General features: G+C 66.6%; 22 protein-coding genes, 1 tRNA gene and 3 pseudogenes. 15 read left to right on the top strand and 11 right to left on the bottom strand.

Going from position 1 to position 16,590, the window contains the following annotated elements; translation table 11 throughout:
- Positions 1–16: 16 nt before the first annotated feature.
- Both MPARV_RS0107205 and MPARV_RS22410 read right to left on the bottom strand, forming a co-directional pair.
- Positions 17–442 carry a PIN domain-containing protein gene (locus tag MPARV_RS0107205; protein WP_012229653.1) on the bottom strand — a complete coding sequence of 142 codons (426 nt, stop codon included), beginning with the start codon at positions 440–442 and terminating at the stop codon, positions 17–19.
- Positions 430–744, bottom strand: coding sequence for a ribbon-helix-helix protein, CopG family (locus tag MPARV_RS22410; RefSeq protein WP_012229652.1), 315 nt, complete (start codon positions 742–744; stop codon positions 430–432). Before MPARV_RS22410 ends, MPARV_RS0107205 begins: the two co-directional genes overlap by 13 nt.
- Positions 745–891: 147 nt before the next feature.
- Between MPARV_RS22410 and MPARV_RS25320 the strand changes: the two genes are divergently transcribed.
- From MPARV_RS25320 to MPARV_RS0107185, 3 genes and pseudogenes are all read left to right on the top strand, one after another.
- On the top strand, positions 892–1,128 hold the full coding sequence (locus MPARV_RS25320; protein ID WP_020377760.1) for a DUF1905 domain-containing protein: 237 nt from the start codon (positions 892–894) through the stop codon (positions 1,126–1,128).
- A gap of 12 nt (positions 1,129–1,140) precedes the next feature.
- Positions 1,141–1,320: pseudogene (locus MPARV_RS25315) on the top strand (YdeI/OmpD-associated family protein); the annotation flags it as partial.
- Positions 1,321–1,369: 49 nt separating this feature from the next.
- Positions 1,370–2,038, top strand: coding sequence for a nucleotidyltransferase domain-containing protein (locus MPARV_RS0107185; protein WP_020377759.1), 669 nt, complete (start codon positions 1,370–1,372; stop codon positions 2,036–2,038).
- Here MPARV_RS0107185 and MPARV_RS25525 read toward each other — a convergent pair.
- The 3 genes and pseudogenes from MPARV_RS25525 to MPARV_RS0107175 all read right to left on the bottom strand — a co-directional run.
- A pseudogene (locus MPARV_RS25525) lies at positions 1,969–2,427 on the bottom strand (serine hydrolase); the annotation flags it as partial. The gene MPARV_RS0107185 and the pseudogene MPARV_RS25525 sit on opposite strands and share 70 nt — an antisense overlap.
- A 79-nt stretch (positions 2,428–2,506) precedes the next feature.
- A pseudogene (locus MPARV_RS26020) lies at positions 2,507–2,626 on the bottom strand (hypothetical protein); the annotation flags it as partial.
- Positions 2,627–2,663: 37 nt separating this feature from the next.
- Complete coding sequence (locus MPARV_RS0107175) at positions 2,664–3,008, bottom strand: hypothetical protein (protein WP_155852256.1); 345 nt, start codon at positions 3,006–3,008, stop codon at positions 2,664–2,666.
- 161 nt (positions 3,009–3,169) lie between these two features.
- On the opposite strand from MPARV_RS0107175, the gene MPARV_RS24620 reads away from it, so the two are divergent.
- Positions 3,170–3,349 carry a hypothetical protein gene (locus tag MPARV_RS24620; protein WP_157789500.1) on the top strand — a complete coding sequence of 60 codons (180 nt, stop codon included), beginning with the start codon at positions 3,170–3,172 and terminating at the stop codon, positions 3,347–3,349.
- Positions 3,350–3,470: 121 nt separating this feature from the next.
- On the opposite strand, the gene MPARV_RS0107165 is transcribed toward MPARV_RS24620, so the two are convergent.
- On the bottom strand, positions 3,471–3,941 hold the full coding sequence (locus tag MPARV_RS0107165; RefSeq protein ID WP_012229638.1) for a MarR family winged helix-turn-helix transcriptional regulator: 471 nt from the start codon (positions 3,939–3,941) through the stop codon (positions 3,471–3,473).
- 89 nt (positions 3,942–4,030) lie between these two features.
- Here MPARV_RS0107165 and MPARV_RS0107160 point away from each other — a divergent pair, with 89 nt between their 5' ends.
- Positions 4,031–4,597 carry a YceI family protein gene (locus MPARV_RS0107160; RefSeq protein WP_020377757.1) on the top strand — a complete coding sequence of 189 codons (567 nt, stop codon included), beginning with the start codon at positions 4,031–4,033 and terminating at the stop codon, positions 4,595–4,597.
- Positions 4,598–4,601: 4 nt separating this feature from the next.
- Here the strand turns inward: MPARV_RS0107160 and MPARV_RS0107155 are convergent, their stop codons facing one another.
- The 4 genes from MPARV_RS0107155 to MPARV_RS0107140 form a co-directional block, all read right to left on the bottom strand.
- Entirely contained in the window at positions 4,602–5,798 is a 1,197-nt protein-coding gene (locus MPARV_RS0107155) for a hypothetical protein (RefSeq protein ID WP_157789499.1), read from the bottom strand.
- A gap of 44 nt (positions 5,799–5,842) precedes the next feature.
- Positions 5,843–6,409 (bottom strand): GNAT family N-acetyltransferase, encoded by a 567-nt coding sequence (locus MPARV_RS23490; RefSeq protein WP_012229632.1) that lies wholly within the window; start codon positions 6,407–6,409, stop codon positions 5,843–5,845.
- A gap of 76 nt (positions 6,410–6,485) precedes the next feature.
- Positions 6,486–6,562, bottom strand: a tRNA-Lys gene (locus MPARV_RS0107145).
- A gap of 74 nt (positions 6,563–6,636) precedes the next feature.
- Positions 6,637–7,095, bottom strand: coding sequence for a hypothetical protein (locus tag MPARV_RS0107140; protein WP_020377754.1), 459 nt, complete (start codon positions 7,093–7,095; stop codon positions 6,637–6,639).
- Between the two features lie 56 nt (positions 7,096–7,151).
- Between MPARV_RS0107140 and MPARV_RS0107135 the strand changes: the two genes are divergently transcribed.
- Positions 7,152–7,340, top strand: a complete 189-nt coding sequence (locus tag MPARV_RS0107135; protein WP_020377753.1) for a hypothetical protein — start codon at positions 7,152–7,154, stop codon at positions 7,338–7,340.
- A 38-nt stretch (positions 7,341–7,378) separates the two neighbouring features.
- On the opposite strand, the gene MPARV_RS22400 is transcribed toward MPARV_RS0107135, so the two are convergent.
- Positions 7,379–7,972: a histidine phosphatase family protein gene (locus tag MPARV_RS22400; protein WP_012229629.1), complete on the bottom strand. Its 594-nt coding sequence runs from the start codon at positions 7,970–7,972 to the stop codon at positions 7,379–7,381.
- Positions 7,973–8,092: 120 nt separating this feature from the next.
- Here MPARV_RS22400 and MPARV_RS0107125 point away from each other — a divergent pair, with 120 nt between their 5' ends.
- The 9 genes from MPARV_RS0107125 (at position 8,093) to MPARV_RS0107080 (ending at position 16,507) form a co-directional block, all read left to right on the top strand.
- Positions 8,093–8,335: a MoaD/ThiS family protein gene (locus MPARV_RS0107125; RefSeq protein ID WP_012229627.1), complete on the top strand. Its 243-nt coding sequence runs from the start codon at positions 8,093–8,095 to the stop codon at positions 8,333–8,335.
- A complete protein-coding gene (locus MPARV_RS0107120; protein ID WP_012229626.1) occupies positions 8,332–9,822 on the top strand; it encodes a hypothetical protein in 1,491 nt (496 codons plus the stop codon). Before MPARV_RS0107125 ends, MPARV_RS0107120 begins: the two co-directional genes overlap by 4 nt.
- A 108-nt stretch (positions 9,823–9,930) precedes the next feature.
- Complete coding sequence (locus MPARV_RS0107115; protein WP_235045280.1) at positions 9,931–10,341, top strand: helix-turn-helix domain-containing protein; 411 nt, start codon at positions 9,931–9,933, stop codon at positions 10,339–10,341.
- Between the two features lie 53 nt (positions 10,342–10,394).
- Entirely contained in the window at positions 10,395–11,624 is a 1,230-nt protein-coding gene (locus MPARV_RS0107110) for a glycosyltransferase (protein ID WP_012229624.1), read from the top strand.
- Between the two features lie 60 nt (positions 11,625–11,684).
- Positions 11,685–12,149 carry a YbjN domain-containing protein gene (locus MPARV_RS22395; protein ID WP_020377750.1) on the top strand — a complete coding sequence of 155 codons (465 nt, stop codon included), beginning with the start codon at positions 11,685–11,687 and terminating at the stop codon, positions 12,147–12,149.
- A 9-nt stretch (positions 12,150–12,158) separates the two neighbouring features.
- Positions 12,159–13,010: a pyrroline-5-carboxylate reductase gene (gene proC / locus MPARV_RS0107100; protein ID WP_020377749.1), complete on the top strand. Its 852-nt coding sequence runs from the start codon at positions 12,159–12,161 to the stop codon at positions 13,008–13,010.
- The gene (locus MPARV_RS22390; protein ID WP_012229621.1) at positions 13,007–13,999 is read left to right on the top strand and encodes an SAM hydrolase/SAM-dependent halogenase family protein; all 993 of its coding nucleotides are present in this window, start codon (positions 13,007–13,009) and stop codon (positions 13,997–13,999) included. The genes proC and MPARV_RS22390 overlap by 4 nt, the downstream gene beginning before the upstream one ends.
- Positions 14,000–14,182: 183 nt before the next feature.
- Positions 14,183–15,712: an AMP-binding protein gene (locus MPARV_RS0107085; protein WP_020377747.1), complete on the top strand. Its 1,530-nt coding sequence runs from the start codon at positions 14,183–14,185 to the stop codon at positions 15,710–15,712.
- A 75-nt stretch (positions 15,713–15,787) separates the two neighbouring features.
- Positions 15,788–16,507: a redox-sensing transcriptional repressor Rex gene (locus tag MPARV_RS0107080; protein ID WP_012229618.1), complete on the top strand. Its 720-nt coding sequence runs from the start codon at positions 15,788–15,790 to the stop codon at positions 16,505–16,507.
- Positions 16,508–16,590: the final 83 nt, after the last annotated feature.

Here is a 16,590-nt window from a genome sequence, read left to right as displayed (position 1 = left end):
CCAATTGACAACCGGCCTACCCGGTGGTCGCAGGTGAGGGGACCCGCACAACCTGGATCATCTTCGATGCGGCATCGAAATCGTCATCTTGAGTGAGTACTGGGATTCTCAGTGCCAAGGCGGTTGCGGCGATCCAGGAGTCATTGGCCGGCATCCTGCCGGCGAGGCCGCTCCTGAGGCGTACCCAAGCAGTCACCACGTCCACCGGACCGTTATCGTCAAGGCCAACCACTGGTGCACTGCGGGCATCGGTCAGTGTCGCGGCCCTCCGGTCGCGGATCTCCTCGGAGCCGGCAGCCGCTACTCCGAATGACAATTCGGCCACCGTGATCACCGAGACGACGGGCGCCCACTCGGCAAGAACGCCGAGCCCGCGTCGTTCCTGGCCAACGAAGATGGAGGTGTCGAAGACGGCAGGAAGTGGAACGGCTAGGTGGCCCATGGGTCCACCATGTCGTCGGTTGAGTCAGCTCCAAGTGCAGCGGCGATATCGGCAGCGAACTCGTCGTCGGGAAGGGTTGTGATCACATCGGCGCCGGTGAGCCATCGTGACCCCGGCTCGACCCCGAGCAGCGCGCCTACCCGGTCGAGTTCGGCGCGGTTTTGCGCTGCGATGGTGTTCTCGGTCTGAAGTCGAATGGCTCGACGAACCGCCTCGGATCGGGTGAGTCCGTCACGGCGAGCGAGTTCGTCCAACGCCGCAAGGTCGTCGTCATCGAGCCTGATTGCGAGTTGACTTGTCATGCAACGATCATACCCACCGCATGACGGAATCAGGCGGCGGATTGTTAATCATCCGCTTTGTAGCCTGGTTGGTCGGGGTGTTCGACACCCAGGAAGACTAAATCCCTGACAACCAAGAATCAGGCGACGGCGTCGTTCGACACCGAGTTGGCGGCCTTCGGTCACAAGACCGGCATTGTCGTTCCGCCCGAGGCGATCCAGACGCTGGGCGGCGGCAAACGCCCGCCCGTCGACGTCAACCTCAACGGTTACGAGTACCGAAACACCGTTGGGGTGATGGGTGGCCAGTCAATGATCAGCGTGAGCGCAGTGATCCGCAAGGCGACCGGCCTGACCAGTTGGGACCCGATCGGCGTCACGCTCACGCTGAACGACGCGCCTTGAGAGGTCGAGGTCCCGCCGCAGCTCACCGCAGCACTTCAGGCGCATCCTGAGGCGGAGGCGTTCTTTGCCGGATTGTCCAACAGCCTGCAGCGGTATCACTGCGAGCAGGTGGCCGGCGCGAAGTCCGACGAGACCCGACAGCGGCGAATCGACAAGGCGGTAGCGCTCTTCCTCGCCGGTAAGAAGCGCTGACCGCCCCCCTGGCCTACAGAATAGTACCGATACCTGTACTATTCTGCAGGTGGACTTGGCACGACCTCTCTCCGTCATCACCCCGACGCTCGACGCGGATGTCCTCCAAGTGCTCGCGGGTGCGAACGCTTCCTTTACCGCACCGCAGGTTCACAGGTTCGTGGGCGGTCGATCCGAGTCCGGCGTTCGGCGCACGCTCCAACGGTTGGTGGTGCAGGGGATCGTGCATGTCACAACCACTGGCCGCACCAATTCGTACGTTCTGAACCGGCAGCATCTCGCTGCCGAGCACGTGCTCGGCTTGACCCAACTTCGCACTCGCCTTGCCGATGCGATCGCTGAGGAGGTCGAACAGTGGGACCCGTCGCCGCTTGGACTCGCCCTGTTTGGTTCCGCCGCACGGGGGACCATGACCACCAAGAGCGACATCGACGTGTTTGTGGTGCAGCCGGGTGACGGGTTTGAAGATGAGACACCGGCAACCGACGCCACCTATGAACGGTGGGACGAGCAATTGCTCGGGCTGAGCTGGTTGATCACCGAGTGGACAGGCAACGACGCTCGAATTCTGGAGTACTCCGGTCGGGAAGTGTCGGCCGCACGACACAGCGGCTTTCCGCTGGAATCCGTCTTGGTCGACATCGCCGATCACGGCATGTGGATCATCGGTTCCTCGGCGGACCTTCGCCCGGTGCCTGGGGCGGACGGACGGGGCTGACCCCTGGTTGAGACGCCGAAGGCGTCGTACAGGTCGTTGCACACCTGTTCGTTCCGGCCATTCGGTGCCTTGGACAGCACCACGATCACCAGGTCCTTGTCGGGTGCCACGCTGATGCTCTGTCCATCAAACCCGTTGGCGTAGAACAGGTCGGGTCGTTCGGGGTCGAGCCACCACTGAGCGCCGTATCGGCCCTCGTCCATGGTGGGTGTGGGCAAGCGTGAGTAGTCCACCCATCCCGCGGGCAGGATGCGCTTGCCATCCCACGCGCCGTCCCGGGCGTACAGCAGCCCGAACCGGGCAAAGTCCCGGGGTGTCATGTTCATCCACGAACCGCCGCTGACCAGGCCGTTGGGATCGAGCGTTGGCGGTGCCGGTGGAGTAGGCCCAGAACGTGCCGGGCTCGTGGACCAGCGGTTTGTTCGCGGCGTAGTGGGCCCGGTCGAGGTCGCTGCCCAGCGACTTGATCACGTCGGCGCCGGCGTCGGAATAGCTCTCTTCCCATTCCAACCCGCTGCTCATGGGCAACAGGTCGTCCAACGTGATCTTCGCCCGTGGGTCATCGCCCTTCCACCCGGGTGAATCCACCGGCTACTACGAGCAGGGCCTCGGCCTCATTCGGGCACTACCGCCAGAAGCCGCCCGAGTACGTGCTCGACGTCCCGTTCCAGGAGCTCGTCTTCTTGCTCCACGTGATGTGGTCGCGGCCCCGGCGCTCGGCCCGGACACGGATGGAGTGGCCTCGATCGTCCTTGAAGTCGTAGTAGCCGGTGGTCGACCCCTTGGCGACCTTGCCGAAGCTCGACATGCGACCCGTCTCCCTGCTGGTGCAGCTCAGCTCGTAACTGCTCTTGGCGACGCACGAGGGCCCCGTGAGAGCCATCTCGCGGAACGATCTCGCCGTCTCGTCGACCGTGGGCAGCATCTTCACGTTGCCCTCGGGGCGACAGGCGCCCAGACCGACAACCATGAGGATGCCAGCGGCTGCGGCCCCCACTCGCTTGCGAACAGAACGGGCGGTGACGGACGCTGCAACGGTGATGACAGGTGCTCCTGGATCAGGGGTGAATACGCATTCTATCGGCCTCCGTCCGAAGATCAGGGCCCGATCAGCCCAAGGAGGCGATCAGCGTGCCGGCATCCTTCACGATCTGCGCATCGAGATGGTTGCCCGAGCTGCACCAGGCCGCCGAACCCGACCCGTATCGACGGACCGGCTCCGAGGCCATGCGGGAGTTCACCAGGCCGTCGGACCTGCCGTGGACGAAGAACAGCTGGGCACCGGAGCGCTTGTGGGTCGACGGCCAATAGCGCGATGGCGGCGGCCGCCCTTGAGGCACTGCTGGGGCGCCGTCGGGTGTGGTGTGCCGATGTCATGGCGTCACGGTATCGGCCTCGCCGACCGTTGGACCGGTGTGTGGGTGTCGCTCCCTCAGGACCCCGTGGGGTCGGCCGGATCGTGGAGGCGGCCAAGGACCTTCTGCGACACGGCGGAGATCATCCTGAGTTCTTCCGGGGTGAGCAGATCGATGAAAAGGTGGCGGACACTGGCCACGTGGTCGGGCGCGGCGGCCTCGATGGCGGCCTGCCCGGCATCGGTGACGACCGCCAGCGAGCCCCGGCCATCGTTGGGGCACCGGCGCCGTTCAACCAGGCCTCGTTTGGCCATGCGGGTGAGCTGGTGTGAGACGCGGCTGGTCTCCCACCCCAGGCGCTCGCCCAGCTCGGAGATGCGCATCGATTTGTTGGGTTCCTCGCTGAGGCTGGCGAGGACGCCGTAGTCCTGAATCGAGATGGTGTTGCCGAGTTGGCGATCCAGCCGAGCGTCCAGCTGAAACCTCATGGTGGTGAAACGCCTCCACGCCTGGGCCTCTTCATCGGTCAACCACCTGGGCTCGGCCATGGGCGCCAGTGTATCCGAGGTGAAGTTGTTGACACGTCATCTTTCTGGGATATAGTTGATGTATCAACTAACCCCCCTTGGAGTACACCATGAGCACCGACACAGCAACGACCACACCGGCGATCGCCACCGGCACCTACATGATCGACCCGTCCCACAGCGAGGTTGGGTTCGTGGCCCGCCACGCCATGATCACCAAGGTGCGCGGCGCCTTCCGAACCTTCGAGGGCACCGGCTACTTCGATCAGGAGAACCCGTCCAACTCCCACCTGAAGTTGGACATCCTGGCCGACAGCATCGACACGGGCAACGCCGATCGCGATGGCCACCTGCGGGGCAACGACTTTTTCGACATGGAGAACCACCCCCGGATCACGTTTGCGTCCACCAGCATCGAGGCGGCCGGACACGACACCTACCGGGTCACCGGCGACCTCAGCCTGAGAGGCGTGACCAAGCCGGTCGTCGTGGAGTTTGAGTTCGCCGGCACCGCGATCGATCCCTTTGGCAACCACCGAATGGGGCTGGAGGGATCAGTGGTGGTCAACCGAAAGGACTGGGGCCTCAACTTCAACGCCGCCCTCGACACGGGTGGCGTCCTGGTGGGCGAGAAGGTCACCCTCAACTTTGACGTGTCGGCCATCAAGACCGACTGAGACCTCAATTGGCCTGGTTCCGGTCGATGAAGGCAGCGACCATGGCAAGCGCCTCGGGCTCGGTGGCCAACTTGGCATGAGGGTCGTCGCCCGCCCTGGGGGGCACGTTGATGGTGGGCGGCGCCGGTGTGCCGAAGTCCCACACCACCAGGCCGGACCCACCCGTTGGCAGCGCATCGATCGCCGGGATGCCGAAGAGCGCCTCGAGATCGTTGGACCGCCCGTTTGCCGGCGTCGGCGCCCGTCGGGGCACCCCCAGGGTTCGGGCCAGCTTTTCGGTGGAGACGTTGGCCAACTGGTGATCACCGAACGCCTCCAGCAACAGCACATTTCTGTTCGGTGCTCCGTCGTAGGTGTCGGCGGTGAGGTGCTGGGCCCAGCCTGCGTTCTCGCCGCGATCCCACAGCATTTGGATCAACTCGCGTCCGAGTGCCTGGTCGAGCGGGTCGGGGTAGGCCGCGTTCATCGCCGGTGCGAACTTGTCGAAGTTCCAAGCCAACTGCATGTCAGTGGTGTCCAGCTTGGCCGCCTGCAGGCCTTCGACGACCGTGTTGGTGTGGGCGTCTGGTGAGTTCAGCCGGGCGATGTAGGCCTCGTTCGGGGGCATCGGTTGGCCGTTGGGGCCCACCAGGTTGCGGAGTGCGACCACGTGCGTGTGGCCCTCCACCAACGCGGCTGCGGGCACGATCATCAACGGGGTCGCATCGGGGTCGTTGCCGGCCGCATCGAGCTCGGCCCAGGCCGGTACCCGCTCGTTGGCATCGATGTCCAAGACCACCAGCGGCGAGGCATTGCCAAGCGACGCGCCGAAGTCCGTTGACGGCGGCAGTTTCGAGCGCTCCACGTCCAGCCCCGGGATCACCACCATGGCAATCGACGATGGGCTGAACCCGTCACCTCGGTTCTGGTCGGAGACGTCGATGCGGGTGCCGTCGACGTTGGCCGGCACGCCGTCGGTGGGCAGGTCCACACGCAGTCCCGTGGGCGCGCGGGCGTCGGTACGGGTAAGTCGGTCGTTGGGCCAGGGCAGCAGGCAGGCGCTTGGGTCGAGATCGTCGCACGACCCGTTCTTCGGTGCGGCCGCCACATTTCGTTGCCCGGCCGAGGGTGCGGCGTCGCCACGCCGCTGGCCGCCGGTGTCGGTGCACGCCGCAGCGATCACGCTCAGCGCCAGCATCGGCGCGATGAAGCGTCGCGTCATTGCCCCCCTTGGATCCGGCAGGATCGTGCCGGTCTCCTCCGGCTTCAGGTGGCGGCGGCTCGCGCCGCCCAGGCATCCCGGGAGACCTCCCACTGGTACTCGACGCCTTCTTCCCCGGGCGCATCGATGGGCTTGGTCACCTCGCGGGCCAGGATGAAACCCAAGCGCCGAGGCACCGCCCCGCTGGCGGCGTTGGCCCGATCGTGGTGAATGGCCACGCGTTCGATCCCGGGCTGGGTGAAGGCGAGCGTGGTCATTGCTGAACCTGCCTCGGTCATGTAGCCCCGGCCGGTGTGCCCGGCGTGCAGCCAGTAGCCGATCTCAAGTGAATCGGTGGGGCCACGTCTGTGCAGTCCGACGTTGCCGATGTGTTCGTCCTCCAGGAAGATGCCGAAGATGGCGTCGCCGCCGTCACGCCACTCCTGCTCCCAGGTGGACATGAGCTCACGTCGATCTGCCCGGCTGATCGGCTCGTTTGCCATCCACGGGAGCCACGGGCTGATGTGGTCGGCGCTGTCGCGCAGGCTGGCGCCCATCGCCGGTTCGTCCGCGGGGGTCAGTTGCCGAAGCAGCAGCCGTGTGGTCTCGGTTCGTTCGGGGAGCCGCTTCATCACGCGAGCATCGCCCACCCGGTTGCTGTTCCGCCAAGCAATTTCCGTGAGCCTGCCGAAGGCGGTTGTTGGCGATTGGTGGGCCGCCCGAGACTCGAACTCGGCACCTTGGGATTAAAAGTCCCCTGCTCTAACCCGATGAGCTAGCGGCCCGCTCGACAGCGTACCGGGCGAGCCCGACTCCCCGACGATCGGTTGCACGGGTGGTCGGCGACACAGGCAATCGGCTATCCGCCGGTGGTGAGCGGTTCGCACTCCAGAACCGAGCCCAACTCGTCGGGCATCACCACATCCACCCTCCAACCCGACCGACGAAGCGCATCGCGCACCAAGGTTTCGGCCATCGCCTCGGGCAGGTCTCGGCCTTGAGACGTCAGGTGTCGGCGCACCAGCACCTGTGCTCGTCCGGCGTGGTCGCGCTCCAGCGCGCGGATGGCATCGATGAGATCCTCCAGGCGGCCCTCGTCGCTCTCCTCGATCGGCCCGGGGTCGCCGCTGCCGGTGCGGCGGAGTCCCCAGGTGCCGGCCTGAACCTTGCGGATGGTCCAGAATGCGAACGGGGCGACGATGACGAGCGCCAGCAGGAACATGATCACCAACCGGCCGAGTCCCTCGGGGGGATTGTCCGGGTCGAGTTGGGCCAGCAGGTCGCTTCCGGTGCCGATGACCGTTGCCAAGCTCGTCACGGAGTAAACGCTAACCGTGCGCAGCGATCGGGCCGAGTCCGCCTACGATCGGCCAGGTGACCGAACGTCTTGAAGCTCTGGAACAGGACATCGCCGACGTGGACCGCGCGCTCGCCACCCTGGAGGAATTGCACGCCGAGAGCAGGGGGCGGGGCGGCAGAGATGCCGCCGACCACATTCGGGCCGTGGTCAGCGCCGATCGCTTTCCCGCCGAGCCCCGGGTTCCCGCCGAGCCAGGTGCCTGAACTCGGCGACGACCGCCGGTAAACGCTGGCGGCGTGTGCTACTCGATCACCCCGGGGCTGGTGGCGGCGTCGATGAGCTGCACACGGGGTCCGAGCTCCCAGCGGTCTGCGGCATGACCCACCACCCAACGGCCGCCCAGGTTGGGAAGGCGTCCGGCCGGTTCGCCCAGGTGTCGCTCGACCGCCATGATCAGGCCCGAATGGGTCACGACCGCCACTTGTCCGTCCGACGTCTGGACCCACAGCCCGGCCAACGCCGCGAGCGCGCGGGTCACCAACACCTCATCGGCCTCCCACCCCGCCGGACGGCCTCCTTCGGCCAGGTGGCCGGGCCACCCCGCTTCGATCTCGGGCCGTGTCAGGCCCTCCCACGGCCCGGCGGTGCGTTCCATCCAGCGCGGGTCGGTGAGCACCGGACCCACGCCGATGCCGTCGGCCAGCGCCTCCGCCGTTTCGATGGCTCGTTGGAGGGTTGAGGCGACGACCGCATCGAACGCACCGAGTGCCTCAGCGGCACGACGGGCGTCGTTTCGTCCTTCGTCGGTCAGCGGCGGATCGGCCTGGCCCTGCCACCGTCCAGTGGCGTTCCATTCGGATTGTCCGTGTCGTATGAGCAGGACGTTCAGAGGCATTGCCGGGACTGTAGAACAGTCACCCTCGGCGGAGATGGCATCTTCCGCTTCAGGGTGGAGGGCCCGTCTCTTGCCATCAGGTGCGGTCGGTGGCCTCCCAGGCCAAGTACCCTGGCCGACATGGCTGTTTTGCGCCTCTTCGCTCAGGCACGAGAGGCCGCTGGTACTTCGTCGGTTGAGCTGGATGGCGCCTCGGTGGGCGACGTTCTTGCAGCTGCGTCGGCGCTGTTCGGGTCAAACTTCGACCAGGTGGTTGAAAACTCGAAGGTCTGGCTCAACGGGGAGCCGACCGACGTCGCTGTTGGCGTGGGGGCCGACGACGAGGTTGCGGTTCTGCCCCCGATCTCCGGAGGATGCGGGTGAGCGCCGACGCTGACGCCGACCTTCCCACGCATGCTCGGCGCCGCCGGGACGTGGCCATTCCCTGGGGAGACCCCGGCTCCGAGCATGATGGCGAGGCGCCTTCGGAACCCGCGCCTCGGAATGGAACGGCCCCGAGGCCCAACAGGCACGGGGATGAGGGCTCACTTCCCGAGGCGCAGGGACAGTGGTTTGTCGAAGCCCCTTCGGCCGAGGTCGACCCTCGGCTCCAGCCAGAACCGGAGGTCCACCTCGATGGCGACGTGGGCATCGCCGATGCCGGCATTGCGGATTTGGACGAGTTCGAGCATTTTGGTGAGGCCCCCGTCGGGGACTATCTCGATGGGGCGCTCGACGAAGTGCCTGACGAGACCTTGGATTTGGGGTACTCCTCCCTCAATGCCGACACGCAGGCTGACGGCGGACACATCGACGACGGCGGGTATGACGATCCGGTCTACGTCGATGAGGAGCACGTCGATGAGGAGCACGTCGATTCTGGATATCGCGACGAGTCATACGCAGACGTGGCCTACACCGACGTGGCCTACACCGGTGTGGCTCAAGCGGATCTGGCGTACCCCGATGTGGTGCCGGTCGAAGCGACGTATCAATCCGTCGAACCCGAGCCTGCGGTCGAGCCGATGCCGGAGGTGGAAGGTCCTCCGCTGACGCCGCTGGAGGAGCGGCTTGCCCGTCGTGCGGCCAAGCTGTCGTACCGGGGCAGCCGGGTGGAGGCCGTCTACGACGTGAGCGGACCCAAGGTGCGGCTTGGTGTGCTGTGGTTCCTGTTGGCATGGGCCGGCTTTGCGCTGGGCACGCTTGGCGTCGGCGCGGTGTTTGTCACGGCGGCCACCGTCGCGTCACTTCAGGTGGCCGCGCACCTGATGATCGAGGAGGACACCAACAGCCGCGTGACCGCCGCCGTGATCACTGCTGCCGTCGGCACGTCGGCGATCTTTAATGCCCGGGTGGTGGGCGTAGTGATTCTGGTGGCGGTGGCCGTGGCATTCGTGGTTGCCTCACAGACCGTCGACCGAAACATGACCCTGCACGTCGCCGGGTTGACGCTTCGGGCGTCGCTTCCACTGGGCATTGCCATGGCGGCGATCCTGTACCTGCATCGCATCGACGCATGGGTCTTCATGATCCTTTTCGGGATCGTGTCGATCTATGACGCAGGCAACTTCCTGGTGGGGACCGGGTCTCGACGCATCTGGGTGGGCCCGCTGGCGGGACTCATGGGTGCCGCCGCTGTGGTGTTCGGTGCTGCAGGGTTCGAGGCGCCGCCATTGACTGAAAAGACCACCTGGCTGCTGGGCGGTTTGGCAGCCCTCGCATGTCCCTTGGGGCAGATCGTTGGATCGTTCATGCTGCCCCGCCCCGATGCCCGCGCCCCGGCGTTGCGACGCCTCGACACCTATCTGGTGGCCGGCCCGTTGATGCTGGCGCTCTTCCTGGCGATCGGTGGCAACCGCCCACTGATGTAGCAGACCGGCGTCGATGGGTGCCCGAATGCGCACTTGCGCTGCCCGTCGCTGATGGCTGCTCGCGGCGGTGGGTTGGGTGCTCGCGATCGCGCGCATAGCGTGGCCAGGGTGAAGGACGAGATCGATCGCCGCTGGGATGACGTCGGCCAGTTCATCCGCGAGCAGCGCAACCTCGGTGAACTGTCGCTGCGGCGCCTGTCCGAGATGGCGGGCATCTCCAACCCGTACCTGAGCCAGATCGAACGTGGGCTTCGGCGCCCATCGGCAGAGATCCTGCAACAGATTGCCCGAGCACTGCAGATTTCAGCCGAAACGTTGTACGTCCGGGCCGGCATCCTCGATGAACCCACCGGGGTGTTCGACCTGGTGGCCGAGATCCGCCGTGATCCACACCTCAGCGAAGAGCAGAAGAAAACGCTGGTGAGAATCTACGACTCCTTTCGCCGGGAAAATGGAAACCCTCCCCCAGGCGAGGCACCTGTCGGCGGCATGGGCCGGTCATCCGCAAACGACGACTAGTGCAGCGCTGATCAGGTCATGGTGGCCCACCTCGGAGTGAAGGGCATCGCATCATGACGGTTGCCTCGACCAGTGGACGTCGCGTCCGCCGGCTGTGTGTGTTGTCGATGCACACCTCACCGTTGGCCCAGCCCGGCTCGGCCGACGCCGGTGGCATGAACGTGTACGTCAGAGAGCTGGCGACGTCGCTTGCCCAGGCGGGGGTCGTCGTCCGGGTGTACACCCGAAGCGGGCGTGACGCTCCCCCCGGGCCGGTTGCGGTGGAACCCAACCTGGTTGTCGTGTCGGTTCGGGCCGGAGACCCCGACCTGCCCAAGGAGCGTCTTGGGTCGGTGGTCGACGAGTTCGTCGCAGGCGTTGAGGCCGATGTGTTGGCAACGGGTGGTACCGATGCCGTTCATGCCAATTACTGGCTGTCGGCGGTGGCGGGACGAACGTTGGCCCGGCGTTTGGAGGTGCCGTTGGCGGTCAGCTTTCACACCCTGGGGCGGGTGAAGTCGGCCCATGGTGACGCCGAACCGGCGGCTCGCACGTTGGCGGAACAGCGCGTGGTGGACACAGCGGATGTGCTGTGCGCCGCATCGCAAAGTGACGCCGCCGACCTTGAACGGCACTACGCCGCCGACCCGTCCCGAATCGTTCTCGTGCCGCCCGGAGTGCAGCATGCGTTCTTCTCACCGGGCTCACGTGCCGGTGCCCGCTGGGCACTCGGCCTTGGCGAGGATCCTCACCTGCTCTTTGTCGGGCGTATCCAGCCGCTCAAGGGTCTTGATCTGGCGGTGGGGGCATTGGCCGAGTTGGGGCGGAGCGACGTGCGCCTGCTGGCGATCGGGGGCCCCTCCGGGCCACGCGGAGCAGCGGAGCTGACCCGCGTCAACAACCTGATCGCCGCAGCCCGATTGGGCGACCAGGTGAGCCTGATCGATCCGCAGCCCCACCACATCCTGTCCACCTACTACCGGGCCGCCGACGTGGTCGTGGTGCCCAGCCGCACCGAGAGCTTTGGCCTGGTCGCGTTGGAGGCGGCATCGTGTGGCCGGAGCGTGTTGGCCGCCGATGTGGGCGGGCTCCGTGGGCTGGTGATCCACGGCGAGACCGGCCTCCGGGTTCGGGGACGCGACCCTCGTCGTTGGGCGGCGGCCATCGACAAGGTGCTCGGTGACCCCGAACGGGCCGCAAGGTTCGGAACGGCCGGTGCGGCGCTCGGCTCGACCTATCGCTGGTCGGCTACGGCTGCTGCCCTGCTGGGGGCGTTGGAGCAGGCCGCCACCCGAACGCAATGAGCTCACCTGGGTGCGGCCGTCACGGTTTCGCGGTGCTGGTCACGGTGGCACACTGGTTTGATGGTTGACCGTTCTCCACCAACCGAAGCCGTCACGAAGGCTTCGCTCGAAGCGTTGCACGCCTGGCTGGATGAGGCGGCCGGGTACCCCATGGTGGACGCGGTGGTGCGTGACGAAACCACACCGGACGGGCCTGGCGAACGTTGGTTTCTGCGGTTGACCGGTGACGCCAAGTCGGTGTGGTCGTTGTGGGTCAGCGTGCATCAACGGTCGCTCCATCTCGAGGCCTATTTCACGCCCGCTCCAGAGCGAAACGCCGCGCGTTTCTACGAGCATCTGTTGCGGCGGAACCGCTCCACCGACGATGTGGCGTTTTGTATCGGCGAGGAGGATGCGATCTTCCTGCGGTCCCGTCTGGCGCTGGAACGGGTGGTACCCGACGAACTCGACCGGGCCCTGGGTGCCTTCTATACGGCGGTGGAGGACGCCTTCGCCACCGCCGTCCGACTGAGTTTCGCCAAGTAGCGTCCATCCATGACCAACCATCTCGACGGCGCGTCCACCCATCGGTCAGGACGTGACCCGGCAGGCACCGTTTGTCTGCAGTTCATGGGCGGTGGGCGCATGGGCGAGGCACTGTTCGCCGGGTTGATCGCCTCGGGGGCGGAGCAGGCCGAGACGATCGTGGTGGTCGAGCCGCTGGCGGTCCGACGTGACGAACTGCGCACGGCCCATCCTGGGCTGGAGGTGAGTGATGCGCCGGTTTCGGCGCCAACGGTGGTGGCCGTCAAGCCTCAGGACGTCCGGGCGGCGGTGGGGGCGGCGGTCGGTGCGGGGGCCACCCGGGTGTTGTCCGTTGCGGCCGGTGTCACCCTGTCGGCGCTGGAGTCGGCGGCAGGTGGGGGCGTGGCTGTGGTGCGGGCCATGCCCAACACGCCGGCGTTGGTCGGTGCGGGCGTGGCGGCGATCGCCCCGGGCTCTGAAGCCGGTGATGACACGATGGCCTGGGCCGAAGGGATCCTCGGCGCCGTCGGAGACGTGGTGCGGGTGAGTGAGCCGCAATTGGATGCGGTGACCGGGCTCTCGGGCTCCGGTCCTGCGTATGTGTTCCTCGTGGCCGAGGCGTTGATCGATGCGGGCGTGGCCGAGGGTCTTCCCCGGCCGATTGCCGAACGCCTGGCCGTCGGCACCTTGCGGGGTGCCGGGATCATGCTGGCCGAATCGGGGCAGGGCGCCGCCGAGCTGCGGGCGGCGGTGACCTCGCCCGGGGGTACGACCGCCGCAGGGCTGCGTGCGCTGGAGGCATGGGCGGTGCGGGCCGCGCTTGGAGAGGCGGTGGCCGCGGCCACCGCCCGGTCACGCGAGCTGGGTACCGTGCGGCCATGACCTCCGCCCCTCAGCACCCCGATCCTCAGGTGCCACCCGACCCGGATCAAGGCACCTCCAACCAGTCCGATGACACGTTGGTGCCGCCCGTCGTCACCCTGATGACCGATGTCGGCCATGGCGACGAACTGGTGGGGGTGATGCACTCGGTGTTGGCCCAGATGGCACCGCAGGCCCGGGTGATCGACCTCACCCACGACATCGAACCTCGTGATGTGAGCGGCGGAGCGTTGCGCCTGGCCCGAAGCGTGCAGTGGGTGGCGCCGGGCGTGGTGGTGGCGCTGGTGGCGCCCGAGACGGCTGCAGACGGTCGGCTGGTTGCCATTGAGCTCACCGGCGGACAGGCCTATTTTCTTGGGCCCGATAACGGGCTGTTGGCCCCCGCCATGGCCATGGTGGGTGGCGCCGAACGTGCGGTCGTTCTCGATGCCGACGAGTACCACCTGGAGAGTCCGGGTCGGGTGCACCCGGCCCGCGACGTGCTGGTGCCGGTGGCGGCAGCGCTGGTCGGCGGCACCCCGCTGGAGCAGTTGGGCACCCCCGTGGATCCGATGAGCCTTCGCCCCGGACTGTTGCCATTACCGAGGGACGGGGCGGACGGCTCGCTCGGTTGCGAGGTGTTGAGCGTCGACCGCTTTGGCGATGTACAACTGAACGTGCAGGCCGAGGAGCTGGCGGCGTTTGGGGAGCGCTTGTCGCTCAGGGTGGGGGAGAACACCCGGACGGCCGCCCTGGTGGATCGGCGGGTGGATGCGGGGCGGGGATTGGGATGGTGGACCGACTCGATGGGCATGGTGGCGGTGGTGGCCGACCGGGCGTCGGCGGCCGAGGACCTGGGGGTCCTGCCTGGCGACGAGGTGAGTGTGTCCGAGGCCGGGGCGGACGAGGAGGGCGTCACCACGTCGGTAACCTTGGGGGCCGCTCGTGGAGTGGACGACGGCCCGGTGCATGATCCGGTGCAGCATCAACCCGAGGAGCACAACCCATGAGAGCAGGAACCACCGTCGTCGTCGCCATCCTGTTGTTGGTGATTCTGGCCGCGGCCGGGGTCCAATTCTGGCTGGCGGCGGGCAAGGGCTGACGCTCCGAACCGGTGGCGACGCCGGTCGGTCGGCTCGTTCCAGCCCCCCTCGTTGGAGGAGATCCTCTATCGTGTGTCGGGGAGGATACGCGTGAATCTGGCCAGCATCATCGACGGACACGACGACGACCGGGTGGCTGTGATCAGCCGCGGTCGTCCCACCACCTATGGCGAGTTGCGGCGTCAGGTTGCTGGTTTGCGACGGGGATTGACCGATCTGGGCCTCACCACCGGTGATTCCGTCGCCATCATGGCGTCCAACAACCGCTACTTCGTCGTCAGCTACCTGGCGACGCTTGGAGCGGGCCTGGTGGCGGTGCCGCTCAACCCCACCACTCCTGCTTTGGCGGTGAAAGAGGAACTGGAGGCCGTGAAGGCGCGGGCGTTGATCGCCGGTCCGTCCGCTCGGGCCCTGGTGACCGGCAACACCGAGGGCGCGCTCGACAGCATCGAGTTCGTCATCGGGTGCGGATTTGAGCCGGACGGCGGAACCCAATTCGAGACGCTGATCGAATCCGAGTCGGCCGATTGGGTGGAACTTGACGAGGACACGCCGGCGGTCCTGGCCTTCACCTCGGGTACGGCCGGGCTGCCCAAACCTGCAGTGCTCAGCCACGCCAACCTGATGGTCAACGTCCAACAGCAGCTGTCCTCGGCCGAGGACCGCCAGTGCGCCGACGACGTGTCATTGGCGGTGGCGCCGTTGAGCCACATCATGGGGTTCAACCTGGTGTTGGCCACATCGCTCTCGGTCGGCGCGTCGGTGGTGCTGATCGAACGGTTCGATCCGGTGTTGGCGCTGGAATCGATGCAGAAACACGGCGTCACGGTGGTGGTCGGCCCCCCGACCATGTGGGCGGCCTGGTTGAACCTGCCGGATCTACCCTCCGACGTGTTCTCGTCGGTCCGCATCGCGGCCTCGGGCGCCGCCCGGCTGCCGGTGGAGGTGTCGGAGGCCTTCGAGCGGCGATTCGGGTTGCGCCTGTGGGAGGGCTATGGCCTCACCGAGGCATCGCCGATGGTGTGTTCGTCCTATGGCACCGACGCTCCCCACGGCTCGGTGGGCTTTCCCGCCCCCGGACTGGAGGTCCGCCTGGTGGACCGCGAGGGCGACGACGTGTTGATCGGCGATCCGGGCGAGCTGCTGGTTCGCGGCCCCAACATCTTCTCCGGGTATCTCAACGAACCCGAGGCCACAGCCGATGCGCTGGATGGCGACGGTTGGCTGCACACCGGCGACATCGCCGTCGTCGACGAGCACGGCTACGTGTTCCTCGTCGACCGCAGTAAAGACCTGATCATCGTCTCGGGCTTCAACGTGTACCCGGCCGAGGTCGAGACGGCCATCCGCTCGCATCCGCTGGTGGAGGACTGCGTGGTGGTGGGGGTGCCCCATCCGGGCACCGGCGAGTCGGTGGTGGCCTACGTCGTGCCCGCCGACAAGGCGATGTTGGAGGAGGAAGGCGTCATCCGCCACTGCCAGACACGACTGGCCCGATACAAGTGCCCCAAGAAGATTTGGTTCACCGATGAGGTGCCTCAGGACCTTGGAGGCAAGGTGTTACGGCGAATGTTGCCCGCCCGCCCGTCGGCGCAAAAGACCTCGTGGGAGCCCAACTGAGGGCATCTCGCGACACGCGATCTGCGTTCGGGGTGACTTTGTGAATCGCCGCACGAGGCCGGTACGGTCAGGGATATGACCGAGCGAGCGGGCCGTTCCCGCACCGAGGAGGATGCGACCCCCGCCATCGCTGCGGATCCGGTTTCGTCCCTGAATCCGGTCATCCCCGAGGCCACGGTGGCGCGGCTGCCGGTGTATTTCCGTGCCGTCGTCGCCGAGCGGCAGGCGGGCACAATCACGATCTCCTCCGATCGGCTGGCCGAACTGGCGGGCGTCAACGCCGCCAAAGTGCGCAAAGACCTCTCCTTTCTGGGCACCTACGGCATCCGCGGGGTGGGTTACGACGTGGACCGCCTGATGGCCGAGATGGGGCATCAGCTGGGTATGTACCAAAACTGGCCGTGCGTCATCGTCGGTGCCGGCAATCTCGGCGCCGCGCTCGCCAACTATCTGTCCGGTGATGAACGGGGTTTCTCGGTGGTGGCCATCGTCGACGCCGATCCGACCAAGTGGGGTAGCCATATCGGCTCGGTGGAGGTGCACGCCGATGACGACCTGCCCCGGCTGGTCCCCTCATACGACATCGCAATCGGCATCATCACCACCCCCCCGGCGGTGGCCCAGAGCGTGGCCGATCGACTGGTGTCGGCCGGGGTCGGCTCGATTCTCAACTTCGCCCCGGTGGTGCTGACGGTGCCCGACGGCGTCCTGCTGCGAAACGTGGACCTGGCCCTCGAATTGCAGGTGCTCTCGTTTTATCAGGGGCGAACGCGCGAAGACCCCGAGTCCGCGTAACCCGGTCACACAGGGCGGACACGTCGGAGTGACCGACGAGATGTGGCCCGCGCTTGGCGCGCGGCTTCTCAGACGACCAAGCT

It is taken from the genome of Candidatus Microthrix parvicella Bio17-1 (assembly GCF_000299415.1).
Lineage (GTDB): Bacteria > Actinomycetota > Acidimicrobiia > Acidimicrobiales > Microtrichaceae > Microthrix > Microthrix parvicella.
This window is presented reverse-complemented; position numbering and strand designations above follow the sequence as displayed.